Origin of the sequence: Leucobacter allii, from assembly GCF_022919155.1 — a bacterium.
GTDB classification, from domain to species: domain Bacteria; phylum Actinomycetota; class Actinomycetes; order Actinomycetales; family Microbacteriaceae; genus Leucobacter; species Leucobacter allii.
The window spans coordinates 257,077-274,255 of the sequence record NZ_CP095045.1; the positions used below are offsets into that span (position 1 = coordinate 257,077).

Genomic DNA, 17,179 nt, shown 5'->3' on the forward strand with positions numbered 1-17,179 from the left:
CGCCCCGCTCTTCCCCTCCTTCCCCAACCCTCCGCGCACCTCCTCGCACGTCAGTCGTTGCGGCTTGAACGCCTCACAAGCCGCAACGACTGACGTGCGAAGGGGAGGTCGCCGTGAGGAGGGGTCAGCCGCGGGGGGCGGTCTCTCGCGCCGCGAGCTCCGCCTCGAGGCCGCTCACGATGTAGTCGAGGCCCCGGGTGAAGGCCTCCGCCGTCTGGGCGAGCTCGTCCTCCCAGTGCTCCGAGGCCTCGAGGAGCGCCCGCCCGCCCGGCGTCGTGTGCTTCCACGGCACCGCGTCCGTCGAGTTGACGAGCGCCGTGCCGAGGGCCAGCGAGTCGATCATGCGGATGGCCAGCGATGCGGAGGTCGCGCGGTGGCCGGCGTCGAGCATGATCTCCGCGAGCCGCGCGTAGATCTCGACGATCTCCGGCGAGCTCACGGGCGTGACCGCGAGATAGGGGATGAGCCGCGGGTGCGCGGCGAAGGCGTCGTGGATCGTGAGCGCGATCGCGCGCAGCGTCTGCTGCCAGCTCAGGCCGTCGAGCGGGGGCACCGGGTACTCGTGGGCGATGCGCAGACGCAGCAGTTCGATGAGCCCGTCGCGGTCGTCGACGTGGTTGTAGAGGGAGGAGACGTGCACCCCGAGCTCCCTCGCCACCCGGCTCATGCTGAGCTGCTCGCCCGCGTCGATCTGGCGCATGGCGGTGTCGACGATGAGATCGACGGAGAGCAGGGCCTTGCGCGGGCGTCCTCGTGGCACGGGGCCTCCTCGCGGCGTCGGGTGGGTATCGCCTCCATCGTATCCGCAGCGCCGCACCGGCCGCGGGCGCGACTCGCGACAGCGGAACGAGCGCCACAGATTTGCAGATTGGTGACGATCGTGCAACAAAACTTGCATCAGGCGCGGTCGTGCCGCACTATGGAGACACTCCGCCCGGCACCGACGCCGCGCGGCGCAAGTCAACGACGACTGAACCCCGGAGGTCCGTCCCCATGCAGAAGAGAACCGCACTGCTCGCCATCCTCGCGGCGGCATCCCTCGCCCTCGTCGGCTGCACCGACTCGGGCGCGAGCGAGAGCACCGAGGGCGAGGCCACGACCGCGGAGAGCGGAGAGCTCCGCCAGATCCGCGTCGCCTCGCTCCCCATCAGCGATCAGATCGCCCTCCAGGTCGGCATCGACGAGGGCATCTTCGAGAAGCACGGGCTCGAGGTCGAGGTCGTCCCCGCCCAGGGCGGCGCCCAGGCGATCCCCGCCCTCATGAGCGGCGACATCCAGTTCGCCATCGGCCAGCCCTTCGGCCCGTTCCGCGCGGCCCTCCAGGATCTCGGCGTGACCGTGATCAGCAACTTCTCCTCGAGCCGCGCCGAAGGCGACGATGTGAACGCCGTCGTCTCCCTGGCCGATTCCGGCATCGAGCGGCCGAGCGACCTCGCGGGCAAGAAGGTCTCCGTGAACTCGCTCGGCGCCGCCGGCGACCTCACCATCAAGGCCGCGGTCGACGCCGACGGCGGCGACTCGTCGACGATCGAGTTCGTCGAGGTCGCCTTCCCCGACGCGCAGGCGCAGCTCGAGGCCGGCAACATCGACGCCGCGTGGGTCCCGGATCCCTTCATGTCGCAGATCGCCGAGGAGGGCAATCTCGTCGTCTCGCCCTACCAGGCGGTCCTCCCCGGGCTCACCGTGCTCACGAACATCACCACGAACGAGCTCATCGAATCGGATCCCGAGCTCGTCGAGGACTACGCCGTCGCCGTCGCCGAGGCGCTCGAGTTCACCGAGAACAACGACGAGGCCGCCCGGGCGGCGCTCGTGAAGCACCTCGACATCCCCGAGGAGGTCGCCGCGGGGATCACGCTCCCGGTGTTCGACGCCGAACTGGATCTCGACCAGATCGAGGAGCTCGCGGACCTCGCCGTCGAGTACGGCACGCTCGAGGAGAAGCCCGACATCGCCTCCGTGTTCGTCCAGTACTGACCCGCCCGGCACGCGGCGCCCCGCCGCATCACCGCGAAGGATACGCATGAACGCCGCATCCGCGCCCCCCGAGGGGCGCGCCCACCCCGCAGGCGGATCCCGCTCCCGCCGCGTCGTGCAGCAGACGCTGCTCGGCGCGGCGGGGGTCGCGGGCCTCCTCCTCCTCTGGCAGCTGCTGCCGACTACGGGGCTCGTGAACCCCGCCCACTTCCCGGAGGCGACGAGCGTGCTCGCCCGATTCGGGACGGACCTCCTCGATCTCGAGTTCTGGCGCAACGTCGGACGCACCCTGGCGTCGTGGGGCATCGGCCTCCTCGTCTCGACGGTCGCGGCGCTCGTGGCCGGCACGGTCGTGGGCATGGTGCCGTTCCTGCGCCGGGCGACGCACACGCTCGTCGAGTTCCTCCGGCCGATCCCCTCGGTCGCGCTCATCCCGCTCGCGGTGCTGAGCTTCGGCATCACCATGGAGGCCGCGCTCGTCATCATCGTGTTCGCGAGCTTCTGGCAGGTGTTCGTGCAGGTGCTCTACGGCGTCGCCGACATCGACGCGGTGGCGCGGGACACCGCGCGCAGTTACGGCCTCGGGCGCCGCGCGCAGCTCCTCCGGCTGGTGCTGCCCACCGCTCTGCCCTACCTCGTGACGGGGCTGCGCCTCGCCGCCTCGGTGGCGCTGATCCTCGCCGTGACGGCGGAGATGACGATCGGCAATCCCGGTCTCGGCAACGCGCTCATGCTCAGCTACAGCAACGGCGACCAGGCCGGGGTCTTCGCGGTCGTCATCGCGACCGGCCTCATCGGCCTCGTGGTCAATCTCATCTTCGGCGCCGTCGAGCGCCGCGCGCTGTTCTGGCATCAATCGGTCCGCTCGGAGGATCCCGCATGACGCTCTACACCAGCACTGTCGTGGTCCCCCGCCGTCGCCCCGGCGTCTGGGCGAAGCTCGGCGAGAGCACGCTCTTCGCGCTCGGGCTCCCGGTCCTCCTGCTCGTCGTCTGGGGCGTGTGGGGCACCCTCGCCCCGGGCAAGTTCTTCCCCGGCCCCCTCACGATCCTCGACGCCTTCGTGCGGACCTGGGTCGGCCCGGCCTTCCTCACGGACGTGCTCCCAAGCCTCGGGAGGCTGCTGCTTGGGATCGTCCTCTCCGTGGTCATCGGGGTCGCCGCGGGCACCGTGATCGGGCGGGTGCGCTGGCTGCGCGACCTCACCACGCCGGTGCTCGAGTTCTTCCGGGCGATCCCCCCGCCCGCGCTGATCCCCATCATCGCCGTGCTCATCGGCGCGACGGATTCCATGAAGGTCGTCGTCATCGTCGCCGGGGCGATCTGGCCCGTGCTGCTCAACACGATCGACGGCGTGAAGGCCACCGACGCGGTGATGCAGGAGACCGCGCGCTCCTTCTCGCTCTCGACGCGGAACCGGATCCGGTACCTCATCCTGCCGGCGGCGAGCCCGCGCATCATGGCGGGAGTCAGGCAGACGCTGTCGATCGCGCTGATCCTGATGGTGATCTCCGAGATGTTCTACTCGTCCTCGGGACTCGGCTATCGGATCGTGTTCTTCCAGCGGAACTATCTCATCGCGGAAATGTGGAGCGGCATCGTGCTGCTCGGCCTCGTGGGCGTGCTGCTCGCGGCGGTATTCGGATTCGTGGAGCGGCGCGTGCTGCGCTGGTACCACGGGACAAGGGAGGTGGAGCGTGGCTGACACGCTGCTGCGGGTCGAGCACCTGCGCAAGGTCTACGAATCCTCGACGGGGAGCGTCGAGGCGATCGGCGACATCGACTTCACGATGCGCCGCGGCGAGCTCGTCTGCATCGTCGGCCCCTCGGGCTGCGGGAAGACGACGCTGCTCAAGTGCATCTCCGGTCTGCTCAGACCCACGAGCGGCAGCGTGACCCTCGACGGGCGGGCCGTCACGGACCCGCCGCCGAACATGGCGCTCGTCTTCCAGGAGTACGGCCGCAGCCTCTACCCCTGGCTCACCGTGCGCGGCAACATCGAGCTGCCGCTCAAGAATCGCCGGATGCCGAAGGCGGAGATCCGCAGCGCCGTCGACGACGCGCTCGTCGCCGTCGGGCTCGAGCATGCGGGGGCGAAGTACCCCTGGCAGCTCTCGGGTGGCATGCAGCAGCGCGTCGCGATCGCGCGGGCCGTGGCCTACCAGCCCGAGGTGCTCGTGATGGACGAGCCCTTCGCGGCCGTGGACGCGCAGACGCGCGCGGATCTCGAGGACCTCGTGCGCACGCTCCACCTGGAGCGGGGCATGTCGATCCTCTTCGTCACCCACGACATCGACGAGTCGGTGTACCTGGGCGAGCGGGTCGTCGTGCTCTCGAAATCGCCGACGTGGGTGCAGGAGGATCTCGCGATCGATCTCGATCCGACGCGCGACCAGATCACCACCCGGGCGCTGCCGCGCTTCACCGAGCTGCGCACGCACGTCTACGAGCAGATCCAGCGCGCCAAGCGCGGGGACGCCGCCCGCCCCGCGGCCTGAGCTGTGCCACCATGGAGCGCATGATCCCCCGCAGCCTGGCCCCGCGCGCCGACGAGGCGCCGCGGGGCCATCGCTCCCGGAGCCTCGTGCTCGCCCTGCTCGGCGAGCTGCTGCGCGCGGGGCGGGACGGCCCGCTCCGCGGGATCGCGCTCGTCGACGTCCTCGAGCACGCCGGGGTCGCCGCCCCCGCCGCCCGCGCCGCGCTCGACCGCTTCGCGCTCAGCGGCTTCCTCGATCGCGACCGCTCGGGCCGCCACCTCGTGTACGGCATCACGCCGAGCGCGCGCAGCGTCCTCACCGAGGCGTCGCGGCGGGTGCACGCGGAGCATCCCTTCGACGCGAGCGGCCCCGGGTGGACCCTCGTCACCTTCTCGATCCCCGAGGGGCAGCGGGGGCTCCGGCATCAGCTGCGGGCCGCGCTCGCCTGGGAGGGCTTCGCCGTGCTGCGCGACGGTCTCTGGATCGCCCCCGGCCGGCGGGATCCGGAGACCGCCCTCGCCCCGGTGCGCGCGGAGCTGCCGCTCGGCGGCGTGCTCGCCTTCCACGCGGCCGAGATCGACGGCTTCCCCGTGGACGTCGCCCTGCGCAGCGCCTGGGACTTCGCGGCCATCCGGGCGGAGCACGAGCGCTTCATCGCGCGCTGGTCGGATCCGGGGGCCGCGGACGGCATGCCGGCCCTCGCCGCGCTCACCGTGCTCGTCTCGGACTGGCTGGAGCTCCTCCGTCGCGACCCGCGCCTCCCCGCGGGCTCCCTCGATCCCGACTGGCCCGCACCGTGCTCGCTCGCCGCCTACCGGGCGCGCCGCGCCGAGATCGCGGACGCCGCCGACGCGGCGATGCGGGAGGGCTTCCCTCAGCCGGCGTAGCGCGCCCGCAGGTCCGCCTTCCGGATCTTCCCCGAGGCCGTGCGGGGGAAGTCGTCGACGACGACGACCCGCTTGGGGAGCTTGTAGCGCGCGAGCCGCCCGTCGAGCGCGGCCCGGACCGCGTCGGTGCCGAGCGCCTCGGCGTCGGCGTCGGGCGCGAGCGTGAGCACGGCCCACGGCACCTCGCCCCACTGCTCGTCGGGGACGCCGATGACCGCGGCGCCCGTCACGCCCTCGAGGCCGTTGAGCAGGTCCTCGATCTCGGCGGGGTAGATGTTCTCGCCGCCCGAGATGATCATGTCCTTCAACCGGTCCGCGATGAAGAGGTAGCCGTCCTCATCGAGGTACCCGAGATCGCCGGAGCGGAACCAGCCGTCGGCCGTGAACGCGGCCGCCGTCGCCTCGGGCAGGCCGCGGTAGCCGAGGAAGACGTTCGGCCCGCGCACCTCGATCTCGCCGACGGTGCCGCGCGGGGCGATCGCGTGCGCGCCCTCGGGGCCGGGCTCGGTCGCCGCCACCCGCACCTCGGTGAAGAAGTGGGGGAGGCCGACGCTGCCCTGCTTCGCGCGCGTCATCTCGGGGGCGAGGCTCGTGGCGCCCGGGGACGTCTCCGTCATCCCGTAGCCCTGGGAGAAGGAGAGGCCGCGCGCCTCGTAGGCCTCGAGGATGCGGGTGGGCACGGCGGAGCCGCCGCAGGTGAGCTTCGCGAGCGTCGAGACGTCGGTCGTCGGCCACGCGGGATGGTCGGCCATGAGCTGGTAGGTCGTCGGCACCCCGCTGAGCATCGTGACGCCGTAGTGCTCGATGAGCGCGAGCGCGCGACCGGCGTCGAAACCCTGCTCGAGGACCATCGTGCCGCCCTTGAGGAGCGTCGGCAGGGCCCCCATGCCGAGGGAGGCGGCGTGGAAGAGCGGGGAGATCATGAGCGCCACGTCGGTGGAAACGATGTCGTAGTCGACGAGGGCGTTCACGCTCACCCAGGTGAGGTTGCCGTGGCTGAGCACCGCGCCCTTCGCCCGGCCGGTGGTGCCGGAGGTGTAGAGGATGGCCGCGGGATCCTCGTGCGCGACCCCCGCATCGACGTGGCCGCGGAGCCCCTCGCGGAGGATCGCGTCGAGTCCCGGCTCGCCGTCGGCGCCGCGCTCGCCCGTCTGGATGCGGTGCGGCACGCCCGCGGACGCGGCGACCGGCCGCACCCGCTCGGCGAATCCCGGGCCGTGCACGAGCACCCGGGCCGACGAGTCGCGCAGCACGTGCTCGATCTCGGGAGGGGCGAGGCGCGTGTTCACGGGCACGAAGACGGCCCCGAGCTGGGCGCAGCCGAAGAGCGCCGCGAGGAAGTCCGGGCTGTTCTCCCCGAGATACGCGACCGCGTCCCCCTTGCGCACGTCCCGCTGCCAGAGCATGCCGGAGAAGGCATCGGCGCGGTCGGCGAGCTCCGCGTACGTCAGCCGCTCGTCCTCGCCGGAATCCTGGGCGTTGAAGATCAGGGCGACCTTGTCTGGGTGCTTCTGCCTGCGCGTGGCGAGCCAGGAGCCGAGTCCGTGATTCTGCATGGTGTCTCTTCGTCGAGTGGGCTGATGCGGGGAGGGGGCGGGAGGCCCGGGGCGGGGTGCGCGGGGCCCGGAGCCGGGCCCCGCCGCGCGTCACGCGTAGAAGCGGTAGATGCCCCTGGCCACGAGCGCGGGGCGCTCGCCGCCTTCGATCTCGATGGTCTGGTCGACGGCGAACTGGACGCCGCCCTTCACCTCGGTGACCTCGGCGATGACGGCGTTCATGCGGATCCGCGCGCCGACCTTCACGGGGGACACGAAGCGCACCTTGTCGAGGCCGTAGTTCACCTTGGTGGTGACGCCGTTCAGCTCGAACAGCTCGCTCCAGAACTTCACCGTCAGCGACAGCGAGAGGAAGCCGTGCGCGATCGGGGCGCCGAAGGGGCTCTCCGCGGCGGCGCGCTCGGGGTCCACGTGGATCCACTGGTGGTCGTCGGTCGCGTCGGCGAAGGTGTTCACCTGCTCCTGGGTCACCTCGGTCCAGGCGCTCCAGCCGAGGTCGGTCCCGGCGAGGGAGGCGGCGTCGGCGTAGTCGGCGGTGGTGGTCATGGGGGCTCCTTGGGGTCGGGTCGTGGGGATCGGGGTGGTCGGGATGGGTGACGGGATGGGGCCGCGACGGATCGCGACCGTCCCCGGGGTCAGGTGAAGGCGGAGACGCCGGTCAGGCCGCGGCCGACGATGAGCGAGGTGACCTCGTGGGTGCCCTCGTAGGAGTAGACGGCCTCGGCGTCGGCGAAGAAGCGGGCGACGTCGTGCTCGAGCAGGATCCCGTTGCCGCCGACGATCTCGCGGCCGAGCGCCGCCGTCTCGCGGGCGCGGAGGGCGACCCACATCTTCGCGAGCGAGGAGTTTTCGTCAGTGAAGGTACCCGCGTCCTGCAATTGCGAGAGCCTCGTGACGAAGGCGAGCGAGGCCGTGACGTTGCCGGCCATCCGCGCGAGCTTCTCCTGGATGAGCTGGAAGCCCGCGAGGGGACGGCCGAACTGCTCGCGCTCGCGCACGTAGCGCACCGCGGCGTCGAGTGCGCCCGACTGCAGGCCGGCGGCGATCCAGGCGACATCGGAGCGCAGCCGTCCCATGATCCGGGCGACGTCGCGCCAGGAGTCGATGCGCTGGAGCCTCGCGGACTCGGGCACGCGCACGTCCGAGAGGGTGATCTCCGCGTTCTGCATGGGTCGCAGCGACACCTTGCCGGTAATGGTCTCGAGCGAGACGCCCGCGGCGTCGCGGGGCACCATGAAGCACTTGACCTCGCCGTCCTCCGCGCTGCGGGCGAAGACGGCGAGCGCATCGGCGGCGCCGGCGCCGCCGATCCACCGCTTCCGGCCGGAGATGCGCCATTCGTCGCCCGTGCGCGTCGCCGTCGTGGCGAGCCCTCCGGCGATGTCCGAGCCGTGCTCGGGCTCGGTGAGCGCGAAGGCCCCGGTGAACGAGAAGTCGCGGATCGCCGGATCCCAGCGGGCGATCTGCTCGTCCGAGCCGCCCAGGCGCACGGTCGAGCGGAAGAGGCCCGACTGCGCGTTGTAGACCGTCGCGACGGACACGTCGGTGCGGGCGAGCACGAAGTTGCGCAGGCCCGAGAAGAGCGTGGAATCGGCCTCCTCCGGGCGCATGCCGTCCGGCGCCATCAGGCCGAGCGGGGCGAGCGCCCCGATGATCCCGGGAGGCATGGTCGCCGTCTCCCACGCCTCGTTCACGAGGGGGCGCACCGCGGAGTCGAGGGTGCGCTGCAGCTCCGCGAGCGCGGCGGCGCCGGCGGGGCTCAGCATCGTCTCCGCGATCCGCAGCGCATCGATCCCGAACACCTCGGACGGAGCGAGCGCGGGATCGCGGGGCGTCGTCATGCCGCGCCTCCGAGGCCCAGCAGCCTGACCGCGTTGTCCTTCATGATGCCGGGCAGCGCCTCGGGCTTGATCGAGGTGTGCTCGATGTCGCGCATCCAGCGGTCGGGGGTGATGAGGGGGAAGTCGGAGCCGAACAGGACGCGGTCCTTGAGGACCGTCCCGGCGTAGCGCTGCAGTTCTGCGGGGAAGTACTTCGGGCTCCACCCGGAGAGGTCGATCCAGGTGTTGTGCTTGTGCGTGGCGACCGAGAGGGCCTCCTCCTGCCACGGCACCGAGGGGTGGGCCATGACGATCTGGAGGTCGGGGAAGTCGGCGGCGACGCCGTCGAGCAGCATGGGATTCGACAGCGCGAGCCGCAGGCCCCGGCCGCCGCGCATGCCGGCGCCGATCCCGGTCTGGCCCGTGTGGAAGAGGGCGACCCTGCCGGCCTCCTCGATCACGCGGTAGAGCGGGTAGTGCGCCTCGTCGCTGGGATCGAAGCCCTGCACCGTCGGATGGAACTTGAAGCCGCGGACTCCGTGCTCCTCGATGAGGCGCTTCGCCTGCTCGATGGCGGCGGCGCCGCGCCGCGGATCGACCGAGGCGTAGGGGATGAGCACGTCGTTGTGGCGGGCCGCGCCCGCGGCGATATCGGCGCTCGGGATCGGCTCGTGCCCGAGATTCGTCGTCGCGTCGACGGTGAAGACCACGGCGGCCATCCGCCGCTCCCGGTAGTAGTCGGCGACGGCATCGAGCTCCGGCTGCAGGCCGCCCGTCGCGAAGTACTTCGCCGCGGCCTCCGCGAGGTCGCCCGGCAGCGAGCTGTGGCCGTGCGCATCCTGCTCGATGTGCACGTGCGTGTCGATCGCGACGATCGCGTCGAGATCGATCGCGGGTTCGTATCGGGTCATCTTCGATCCTTGTCGTGGGGTCGTCGGGAGACGGTGCGCTGCGGGCGCCGATGCGTCGGCGCGGGCCCTGCGGCGGGCCCGCGCAGACGCGGGATCACGCCTGCGGCGGCTGCAGCTCCTCGGGGAGCGGCGGGAACTTCTCGCCCACGGACTGCAGGCGCTCGCCGACGATCGCGTCGAACTCCTCGCTCAGGGCCGCGGCGTCCCAGCCGCCCTCGCGGTAGGCGGTGGCGACGGGCTCCGGATGCGACCACAGCTGCAGCCGGTCGCCGCCGACGCCGATGGCCTGGCCCGTGACGCCCGCCGCGGCGTCGGAGGCGAGGTGCGCGATGAGCGGCGCGACGTCGCCAGCGTCGCCGAAGCCGAGGTCGTGGCGGAAGAACGCGGGCATCGCCTCGCCCTTCGCCTCGGCCTCGACCGCCGCGTGGAAGTACGGGACGGTGGCGGTCATGGCGGTCGCGGCGACGGGGATGACCGCGTTGGCCGTGATGCCCGCTTTCTTGAGCTCCATCGCCCAGGTGCGCACCATGCCGACGATGCCGGCCTTCGCGGCCGCGTAGTTGGTCTGGCCGAAGTTGCCCCGCTGCCCCGTGGGGGAGCCGATGCAGATGATGCGGCCGCCCTCGCCCTGCTCGCGCATGCGGCTCGCCGCCTCGCGGACGCAGGTGAAGGTGCCGCGCAGGTGCACGTCGACGACGGTGTCGAAGTCGTCGTCGCTCATCTTCCAGAGCACGGTGTCGCGCAGCACGCCCGCGTTGGTCACGAGGATGTCGAGGCGCCCGTAGCGCTCGAACGCCGCGTCCACGAGCGCCTTCGCGGTCGCGCTCGGCCCGACCGGCGCCACGACGGCCGACGCCGTGCCGCCCGCGGCCTCGATCGCGGCGACGGCTTCGGCGGCGGTGGCCGCGTCGACATCGTTCACGATGACGGATGCGCCCTGGGCGGCGAGCTCCTGGGCGTAGGCGAGACCGAGGCCCCGCCCGGATCCCGTGACGATGGCGACTTTGCCTGCGAGCGACATGCTGACTCCTTCTGCTGTGACTGGGACCAGTACATCGGAATTGATTGAAAAAGTCAATCATTGACGACGGTATCTATTGATATGCTGGTGCGATGCCACGTACGCCAGCGCCGTCCCCCGATGCCGCGTGGGCCGGGAGCGATCTCGGCAACGACCTGAGCTTCCTGCTCGCCCGGGCGAACGCCGTGGCGCTCGCCGCGGGCAACGCCGCGCTGCGCGGGCTCGGACTCAAGGCGCGCTCGTACTCGGTGCTGTCGATCGCCGCGGAGGGGCTCCGGCCCACGCAGCGCGAGCTCGCCGAGTACCTCAGGCTCGATCCCAGTCAGATCGTGGCGCTCGTGGACGACCTGGAGGGGCGGGGGCTCGTCGAGCGCCGCGCCGACGCCCGGGATCGTCGTTCGAAGGCGGTGGTCGCGACCGCGGAGGGGAAGCGGCTGTGCGCCGCGGCGCGCGCCGAGGTGCTCGCCGCCGAGGAGCGGCCCTACGCGGGCCTGGACGCCGAGGAGCGCGCGCGGCTCGCCGAGCTGCTCAAGCGCGTCGCCTTCGCGGACTGAGCGCAGGGCGCTCCCGCCGGTCGAACACGAAGCGCTCGCGTCCCACGGCGAGTCCGACGAGCGCCTGGCCGAGCGATGCCGCGAGGAGGAGCGCGAGCGGCCAGATCCAGGCCCCGCTCGCCTCGTGGGCGAGGCCGAAGAGCGCGGGGCCGGGCGCGGCGATGAGGTAGCCGATCGACTGCGCCATGCCCGAGAGCGCGCTCGCCGTGATCGCGTCGCGCGCCCGCACCGCCATGAGCAGCAGCGAGATGCTCAGCGACGTGCCGCAGCCGAGCCCGCACAGCACGATCCAGGGGAGGGCCGGACCCGAGAGCACGATCGCCGCGAAGGAGGCGCCGACGACGAGCGGGACGATCGCGGCGAGCCAGCGGCGCATGCGCCCGCGGTACATGAGGGGCAGTGCGAGGGAGCCGACGATGCTCACGAGCTGGAGGAGCATGACCGAGATCCCGGCGTCGACCGGCGAGACGCCCGAATCGGTCTCGATCGGGGCGAGCCAGGTGGCGAGCATGTAGAAGATCGTGGACTGCAGGCCCATGTAGAGCGCCACGAACCAGGCGACGGGATCGCGCCAGATCCGGCGGCCGACCGGCATCCCCGCCGTCGCGCGCGGCGCGGCCGGCGGTGCGACGACGGGGTCGCCGGCGTGCGCCGCCTCGCCCAGCTGAGCGGCGTCGCGGCGGGGGCCGCCATCGGCGCTCGGATCCGCGCCGCGGTCGGTGACAGGCGTCTCCGCTCGAGGCGCGCGCGCCGCGAGAACCCACGCGACCAGCGCCACCGGGATCATGGCCCCCGTGGTGAGGAGGGCGAGTCGCCAACCGAGCTCGCCGTCGCCGCCCTCGAGGTGCGAGATGGGCACGACGACGCCGGCCGACACCGCGCCCAGGCCGCCGAGCAGGGCGGTGTAGACCCCCATCACGAGGGGGATGCGATCCCCGAAGTCGCGCCGGATGACGGCCGGCATGAGCACGTTGCCGATCGCGAGGGCGGCGCCGATGAGCGCCGTGCCGAGCCAGAGCGAGATCGGAGGGCCGGGGAGCGACCGCCACGCCGTGCCGATCATGAGCGCGACGAGCGCCCAGCCGACCGTGCGCTCGAGGCCGAAACGCATGCTCAGTCCGTGCGTGAGCGGGGAGACGATCGCCCAGGCGGCGAGGGGCACCGAGGCGAGGCCGCCGAGCGCCGCCGGGCTCGTGCCGAGGTCGGCGGCGATCTGCTCGAGCAGCGGGCCGATCCCCGTGATGGTCATGCGCATGTTGATCGCGACGAGGCACACGGCGATGAACAGCAGCACCAGCCGCCGCGAACGGCGCGGGGCGGTGGGCGTGGGCATTCCTGCACTCTAGCGGAGGGGCGGGGCTTCCCGATCCCGGCGCAGCGCGCTAGCATGTTCGTAAGGCGAATCAAGTTTCGCACAGCGAAAATTGGAGGAGTGATGATCGACAAGCGCATCGCGTCGGTCGAGGAGGCCGTCGCCGGCATCCCCGACGGGGCGACCGTCATGATCGGAGGCTTCGGCCGTGCCGGCCAGCCCGTCGAGCTCATCGACGCGCTGATCGCGCAGGGCGCGGGCGAGCTCACGATCGTCAACAACAACGCCGGCAACGGCGATGTCGGCCTCGCCGCGCTCCTCGCCAAGCGCCGCGTGCGGAAGATCATCTGCTCCTTCCCGCGTCAGTCGGACTCCTGGGTGTTCGACGGCCTCTACCGCGAGGGGGCGATCGAGCTCGAGCTCGTCCCGCAGGGCAACCTCGCCGAGCGCATCCGGGCCGCGGGGGCGGGCATCGGCGCGTTCTTCACCCCCACCGGCGTCGGAACGCAGCTCGCCGAGGGCAAGGAGACGCGCGAGATCGACGGCCGCGTCTACGCGCTCGAGTACCCCATCCGCGCCGACTTCGCGCTCATCAGCGCGCGCCGCGCCGACCGCTTCGGCAACCTCGTCTACCGCGAGACCGCACGCAACTTCGGTCCGATCATGGCGACCGCCGCGGCGACGACGATCGCGCAGGTCGACGAGTTCGTCGAGCTCGGCGGCATCGACGCCGAGACGGTCGTCACCCCCGGCATCTTTGTCGACCGCGTCGTCGCGGTGGGCGAGCGCCGGTGGCTCGCGGACGGCGAGTTCGTCGGCGGAGTGGACCTCGAAGGCCGGCCGCTCGAGGCGGCCCCGAGCGAGGAGGAGGCGCGATGACCACGCGGATCAGCAGGCAGGACCTCGCGGCGCGGATCGCCGCCGATATCCCCGAGGGCTCGATCGTGAACCTCGGGATCGGCGCGCCGACGCTCGTCGCCAACTACCTCCCCGAGGACGAGGAGATCATCCTCCACACGGAGAACGGCATGCTGGGCATGGGCCCGGCGCCCGAGCCTGGCGCCGTCGATCCCGATCTCATCAACGCCGGCAAGCAGGCCGTGACGGCGCTGCCGGGCGCCGCGTACTTCCATCACGCGGATTCCTTCGGCATGATGCGCGGCGGGCACCTCGACGTCTGCGTGCTCGGCGCGTTCCAGGTCGCCCAGAACGGCGACCTCGCGAACTGGTCGACGGGAGCGCCCGGCGCCATCCCCGCCGTGGGCGGGGCGATGGACCTCGCCATCGGGGCGAAGGACGTCTACGTCATGACCGATCTGCTCACCAAGCAGGGCGAGTCGAAGCTCGTCGCCGCGTGCAGCTATCCGCTCACGGGCGTCGGCTGCGTCTCCCGCGTCTACACCGATCACGCCGTGTTCGACGTCACCGCGGAGGGCTTCGCCGTCCGCGAGGTGTTCGGGGACACGACCGTCGCCGAACTGCGCGAGCTCACCGGGCTCGAACTCGCCGACGCCACGCACTGAGCCACGGGCACGACCCCGAGAGGAATCCTCATGACCGCCAGCTTCATCTACGACGCCGTCCGCACGCCCTTCGGCCGCGCCGGGGGCGCGCTCTCCGGCGTGCGGCCCGACGACCTCGCCGCCGTCGTCATGCGCGCGGCCGTCGAGCGCACGGGCCTCGATCCCGCGCGCATCGACGACGTGATCTTCGGAGACGCGAACCAGGCGGGCGAGGACAACCGCAACGTCGCGCGCTTCGGCGCGCTCCTCGCCGGCTTCCCGACCTCCGTCACCGGGGTCACCGTCAACCGGCTCTGCGCCTCATCGGTCGAGGCCGTCATCCAGGGCTCCCGGGCCATCGAGTCGGGCGACGCCGAGCTGATCCTCGCGGGCGGCGTGGAGTCGATGAGCCGCGCCCCCTTCGTCGTGGAGAAGTCGGCCAAGCCGTGGCCGGCGGTCGGCAACCAGACCCTCTGGAACACCTCGATCGGCTGGCGCATGGTGAATCCCCGGCTGCCGGAGCACTGGACCATCTCGAACGGCGAGTCCGCCGAGAAGATCGCTCGCGAGTGGGGCATCGGCCGCGAGGCGCAAGACGAGTTCGCCGTGCGTTCGCACCGCCTCGCCGCCGAGGCGTGGGCCGCGGGGGTGTACGACGGCGAGATCGTGCAGGTCCCGGGTGCGGAGCTCGTGCGCGACGAGGGGATCCGCGACGGATCGACCGTCGAGAAGCTCGGCGGCCTGAAGCCCCTCTTCGCCCGCGACGGCAGCGTGACCGCGGGCAACTCCTCCTCGATCAACGACGGCGCCTCCGCGGTGCTCATCGGCGGCGAGGGCGCGCTCGACGGCGCCGAGCCGCTCGCGCGGATCGCGGGCCGGGCGGCGCACGGCGTGGATCCCGACGACTTCCCGATCGCCCCGATCGAGGCCGCCAACAAGGCCCTCGCGCGCGCCGGGAAGACCTGGGCCGACGTCGATGTCGTCGAGCTCAACGAGGCGTTCGCGTCGCAGTCGCTCGCGTGCCTCGCCGGCTGGCCGGAGCTCGACCCGGAGAAGCTGAACATCCACGGCGGCGCGCTCGCGATCGGGCACCCGCTCGGCGCCTCCGGAGGACGCATCATCGGCCACGCCGCGCACGAGCTGGCGCGCCGCGGCGGGGGCGTCGCGGTCGCGGCGATCTGCATCGGCGTCGGTCAGGGCCTCGCGGTCGTCCTCGAGCGGTAGCTCGAGCTTCCGTGCGAAACTGCGCGCCTGCGCCGGTCGCTGCTCCTGGTTGCCAGCGTTTCAGACTCTCTGCTGAGGTGCAGCGGCCCGCAATGCATACCGACGTCTTCGCCCGATTCGTCGCGCGCCTGAGAGAATGAGGGTCGATGGTGGAGCAGGCCCAAGTCGCGAGGGAGCCTTCTGATGAGCAGTGCAGATGTCGTCGTCTACTCGGCACCCGGCATCGAACTCGCTCTGCCGTTCGACCGCGAGCGAGAAACGGTGTGGGCCTCCCAATCTCAGATCACGCAGTTGTTCGGCATCAGCGTGTCGAGCGTTTCGCGACACATCCGCAATGTGCTCGCCGATGAGGAGGTCGATGCCGAAAGCAATTTGCAGAAAGTGCAAATTGCTTCCGCCGATCGGCCGGTGACGCTGTACAGCCTCGATGTGATCCTTGCGGTGGGGTACCGTGCGAACTCTGCGAGCGCAATCGGTTTCCGTCGTTGGGCGACGGGAGTGCTCCGAAGGTACGTGCTCGACGGGGTCGCCGCCAACGCCCGACGACTGGAACAACTCGGTGCGATCGTGCGCGTACTCGAACGCACGAGCGACGAGCTCGTCGCGGGCGTCGCGGAGGTGCTGAGCGCATATCTGCCGAGTCTGCGACTCTTGCGAGCGTACGATACCGGGGTATTCGACGTGCTGGGGAGCACCTCACCGAAGTGGGTGCTCACGCTCGATGAGGCTCGCGGGGTGATCGCCGAAGTGGCCGCAGAGTTTCCGGCGGACACGATGTTCGGGAAGGAGCGCTCAGCGGGACTCGCCGGTGTGATCGGCGCGGTGTATCAGGGATTCGAGGGGAACGATCTCTATCCCACCGTCGAGGAGAAGGCCGCGAATCTGCTGTACCTGACGGTGAAGGATCACCCGCTCTCCGACGGGAACAAGCGCAGTGCGGCGGCGCTCTTCGTGCATTTTCTGGCGAAGAACGGTGCGCTGTTCGACGTCCAGGGTGCTCCGAGAATCTCGAACAACGCGCTCGCGGCGATCACGCTCATGGTCGCGGTCAGTGATCCGAAGGAGAAGCCCCTCATGGTCGCCATGGTCACCCGCATGCTCAACGAGGAGGCATAGGTGCCGGCGCCCGACGCGCCCGCCGACTTCGTCCAGTCGCTCGCGCGGGGGCTCGCGGTGATCCGCGCCTTCGACGCCGAGCACCCCGCCCTGAGCCTCAGCGGGGTGGCGCGACGCGCCGGGATCCCCGCGGCGGCGGCCCGGCGCTTCCTGCGCACGCTGGAGTCCCTCGGGTACGTCCGCGCCGACGGTCGGGAGTTCGCGCTCACGCCCCGAGTGCTCGAGCTCGGCTACGGCTACCTCTCGGCGCTCTCGCTGCCGGAGGCGATGCAGCCCCACCTCGAACGGCTCTCGGCCGAGGTCGGGGAATCCGTGTCGGCCGCCGTGCTCGACGGCGCCGACGTCGTCTACATCGCGCGCGTGCCCACGCGGCGCATCATGAGCGTGTCGATCACCCTCGGCACCCGCTTCCCGGCGACCGCGACGAGCATGGGGCGCGTGCTGCTCGCGGCGCTTCCCGACGCCGAGCTCGACGCGGTGCTCGCCGCCTCCGAGCTCGCGCCGCTCACCCCGCAGACGCTCGTCGACCCCGCGCGGCTCCGGCGGCGCATCGCGGAGGTCCGGGAGCGGGGCTGGGAACTCATCGACGGCGAGCTGGAGGCGGGGCTGCGCTCGGTGGCCGTCCCGGTGCGGGGCCGCGACGGACGGGTGGCCGCGGCGCTCAACGTGTCGACGAGCGCGACGCGCGAGACCCGGGACGGGCTGCGGGATCGGATCCTGCCGCTCGCGCAGGGCGCGGCGGCGGCGATCGAGACGGACCTGCGGCTGCTCTGAGCCGGGGGTCCCGTCGCCGATCCGCCGCGCCCGAGCGCCGCCGCGAAGG

General features: G+C 71.7%; 18 protein-coding genes. 11 read left to right on the plus strand and 7 right to left on the minus strand.

The annotated features are described in order from the left end of the window. Positions 1-124 precede the first annotated feature (124 nt). Positions 125-760, minus strand: a complete 636-nt coding sequence (locus MUN78_RS01105; RefSeq protein ID WP_244728221.1) for a TetR/AcrR family transcriptional regulator — start codon at positions 758-760, stop codon at positions 125-127. A 233-nt stretch (positions 761-993) separates the two neighbouring features. Between MUN78_RS01105 and MUN78_RS01110 the strand changes: the two genes are divergently transcribed. The 5 genes from MUN78_RS01110 to MUN78_RS01130 are packed head-to-tail and all read left to right on the plus strand — an operon-like array spanning position 994 to position 5,340. After that, the gene (locus MUN78_RS01110; protein ID WP_244728223.1) at positions 994-1,977 is read left to right on the plus strand and encodes an ABC transporter substrate-binding protein; all 984 of its coding nucleotides are present in this window, start codon (positions 994-996) and stop codon (positions 1,975-1,977) included. A 46-nt stretch (positions 1,978-2,023) separates the two neighbouring features. Continuing rightward, complete coding sequence (locus MUN78_RS01115; protein WP_244728225.1) at positions 2,024-2,860, plus strand: ABC transporter permease; 837 nt, start codon at positions 2,024-2,026, stop codon at positions 2,858-2,860. Next, positions 2,857-3,681, plus strand: coding sequence for an ABC transporter permease (locus MUN78_RS01120; RefSeq protein ID WP_244692524.1), 825 nt, complete (start codon positions 2,857-2,859; stop codon positions 3,679-3,681). Before MUN78_RS01115 ends, MUN78_RS01120 begins: the two co-directional genes overlap by 4 nt. Further along, a complete protein-coding gene (locus MUN78_RS01125; RefSeq protein ID WP_244692525.1) occupies positions 3,674-4,474 on the plus strand; it encodes an ABC transporter ATP-binding protein in 801 nt (266 codons plus the stop codon). Before MUN78_RS01120 ends, MUN78_RS01125 begins: the two co-directional genes overlap by 8 nt. Before the next feature lie 20 nt (positions 4,475-4,494). Continuing rightward, positions 4,495-5,340, plus strand: a complete 846-nt coding sequence (locus MUN78_RS01130) for a PaaX family transcriptional regulator C-terminal domain-containing protein (protein WP_244692526.1) — start codon at positions 4,495-4,497, stop codon at positions 5,338-5,340. Here MUN78_RS01130 and MUN78_RS01135 read toward each other — a convergent pair. The 5 genes from MUN78_RS01135 to MUN78_RS01155 form a co-directional block, all read right to left on the minus strand. Further along, on the minus strand, positions 5,328-6,896 hold the full coding sequence (locus tag MUN78_RS01135) for an acyl-CoA synthetase (RefSeq protein ID WP_244728227.1): 1,569 nt from the start codon (positions 6,894-6,896) through the stop codon (positions 5,328-5,330). The genes MUN78_RS01130 and MUN78_RS01135 overlap by 13 nt on opposite strands. Before the next feature lie 90 nt (positions 6,897-6,986). Further along, entirely contained in the window at positions 6,987-7,442 is a 456-nt protein-coding gene (locus MUN78_RS01140; protein ID WP_244692528.1) for a MaoC family dehydratase, read from the minus strand. Positions 7,443-7,531: 89 nt separating this feature from the next. Then, positions 7,532-8,737: an acyl-CoA dehydrogenase family protein gene (locus MUN78_RS01145; protein WP_244728229.1), complete on the minus strand. Its 1,206-nt coding sequence runs from the start codon at positions 8,735-8,737 to the stop codon at positions 7,532-7,534. Further along, positions 8,734-9,627, minus strand: coding sequence for an amidohydrolase family protein (locus tag MUN78_RS01150; protein ID WP_244728231.1), 894 nt, complete (start codon positions 9,625-9,627; stop codon positions 8,734-8,736). The genes MUN78_RS01145 and MUN78_RS01150 overlap by 4 nt, the downstream gene beginning before the upstream one ends. A gap of 94 nt (positions 9,628-9,721) precedes the next feature. Continuing rightward, positions 9,722-10,648, minus strand: coding sequence for an SDR family NAD(P)-dependent oxidoreductase (locus MUN78_RS01155; RefSeq protein ID WP_244728232.1), 927 nt, complete (start codon positions 10,646-10,648; stop codon positions 9,722-9,724). Between the two features lie 92 nt (positions 10,649-10,740). On the opposite strand from MUN78_RS01155, the gene MUN78_RS01160 reads away from it, so the two are divergent. Next, positions 10,741-11,202 (plus strand): MarR family winged helix-turn-helix transcriptional regulator, encoded by a 462-nt coding sequence (locus tag MUN78_RS01160; RefSeq protein ID WP_244728234.1) that lies wholly within the window; start codon positions 10,741-10,743, stop codon positions 11,200-11,202. Here the strand turns inward: MUN78_RS01160 and MUN78_RS01165 are convergent. Further along, complete coding sequence (locus tag MUN78_RS01165; RefSeq protein WP_244728236.1) at positions 11,177-12,535, minus strand: MFS transporter; 1,359 nt, start codon at positions 12,533-12,535, stop codon at positions 11,177-11,179. The genes MUN78_RS01160 and MUN78_RS01165 overlap by 26 nt on opposite strands. A gap of 102 nt (positions 12,536-12,637) precedes the next feature. Between MUN78_RS01165 and MUN78_RS01170 the strand changes: the two genes are divergently transcribed. From MUN78_RS01170 to MUN78_RS01190, 5 genes are all read left to right on the plus strand, one after another. Continuing rightward, on the plus strand, positions 12,638-13,393 hold the full coding sequence (locus tag MUN78_RS01170) for a 3-oxoacid CoA-transferase subunit A (protein ID WP_244728238.1): 756 nt from the start codon (positions 12,638-12,640) through the stop codon (positions 13,391-13,393). Continuing rightward, complete coding sequence (locus tag MUN78_RS01175; RefSeq protein ID WP_244692539.1) at positions 13,390-14,037, plus strand: 3-oxoacid CoA-transferase subunit B; 648 nt, start codon at positions 13,390-13,392, stop codon at positions 14,035-14,037. The genes MUN78_RS01170 and MUN78_RS01175 overlap by 4 nt, the downstream gene beginning before the upstream one ends. Positions 14,038-14,067: 30 nt before the next feature. Further along, entirely contained in the window at positions 14,068-15,240 is a 1,173-nt protein-coding gene (locus tag MUN78_RS01180; RefSeq protein WP_244728240.1) for a thiolase family protein, read from the plus strand. A 183-nt stretch (positions 15,241-15,423) separates the two neighbouring features. Then, positions 15,424-16,356 carry a type II toxin-antitoxin system death-on-curing family toxin gene (locus MUN78_RS01185; RefSeq protein WP_244728241.1) on the plus strand — a complete coding sequence of 311 codons (933 nt, stop codon included), beginning with the start codon at positions 15,424-15,426 and terminating at the stop codon, positions 16,354-16,356. Further along, positions 16,357-17,130 carry an IclR family transcriptional regulator domain-containing protein gene (locus tag MUN78_RS01190; RefSeq protein WP_244728243.1) on the plus strand — a complete coding sequence of 258 codons (774 nt, stop codon included), beginning with the start codon at positions 16,357-16,359 and terminating at the stop codon, positions 17,128-17,130. Positions 17,131-17,179: the final 49 nt, after the last annotated feature.

What these genes read in the sequence shown, in the direction of transcription:
- MUN78_RS01170 (WP_244728238.1), top strand. Translation starts at nt 12,638, where the DNA reads ATGATCGACAAGCGCATCGCGTCGGTCGAGGAGGCCGTCGCCGGCATC.
- MUN78_RS01145 (WP_244728229.1), bottom strand. Translation starts at nt 8,737, where the DNA reads ATGACGACGCCCCGCGATCCCGCGCTCGCTCCGTCCGAGGTGTTCGGG.
- MUN78_RS01130 (WP_244692526.1), top strand. Translation starts at nt 4,495, where the DNA reads ATGATCCCCCGCAGCCTGGCCCCGCGCGCCGACGAGGCGCCGCGGGGC.
- MUN78_RS01155 (WP_244728232.1), bottom strand. Translation starts at nt 10,648, where the DNA reads ATGTCGCTCGCAGGCAAAGTCGCCATCGTCACGGGATCCGGGCGGGGC.
- MUN78_RS01110 (WP_244728223.1), top strand. Translation starts at nt 994, where the DNA reads ATGCAGAAGAGAACCGCACTGCTCGCCATCCTCGCGGCGGCATCCCTC.
- MUN78_RS01140 (WP_244692528.1), bottom strand. Translation starts at nt 7,442, where the DNA reads ATGACCACCACCGCCGACTACGCCGACGCCGCCTCCCTCGCCGGGACC.
- MUN78_RS01120 (WP_244692524.1), top strand. Translation starts at nt 2,857, where the DNA reads ATGACGCTCTACACCAGCACTGTCGTGGTCCCCCGCCGTCGCCCCGGC.
- MUN78_RS01175 (WP_244692539.1), top strand. Translation starts at nt 13,390, where the DNA reads ATGACCACGCGGATCAGCAGGCAGGACCTCGCGGCGCGGATCGCCGCC.
- MUN78_RS01180 (WP_244728240.1), top strand. Translation starts at nt 14,068, where the DNA reads ATGACCGCCAGCTTCATCTACGACGCCGTCCGCACGCCCTTCGGCCGC.
- MUN78_RS01165 (WP_244728236.1), bottom strand. Translation starts at nt 12,535, where the DNA reads ATGCCCACGCCCACCGCCCCGCGCCGTTCGCGGCGGCTGGTGCTGCTG.
- MUN78_RS01115 (WP_244728225.1), top strand. Translation starts at nt 2,024, where the DNA reads ATGAACGCCGCATCCGCGCCCCCCGAGGGGCGCGCCCACCCCGCAGGC.
- MUN78_RS01150 (WP_244728231.1), bottom strand. Translation starts at nt 9,627, where the DNA reads ATGACCCGATACGAACCCGCGATCGATCTCGACGCGATCGTCGCGATC.
- MUN78_RS01160 (WP_244728234.1), top strand. Translation starts at nt 10,741, where the DNA reads ATGCCACGTACGCCAGCGCCGTCCCCCGATGCCGCGTGGGCCGGGAGC.
- MUN78_RS01185 (WP_244728241.1), top strand. Translation starts at nt 15,424, where the DNA reads ATGAGCAGTGCAGATGTCGTCGTCTACTCGGCACCCGGCATCGAACTC.
- MUN78_RS01135 (WP_244728227.1), bottom strand. Translation starts at nt 6,896, where the DNA reads ATGCAGAATCACGGACTCGGCTCCTGGCTCGCCACGCGCAGGCAGAAG.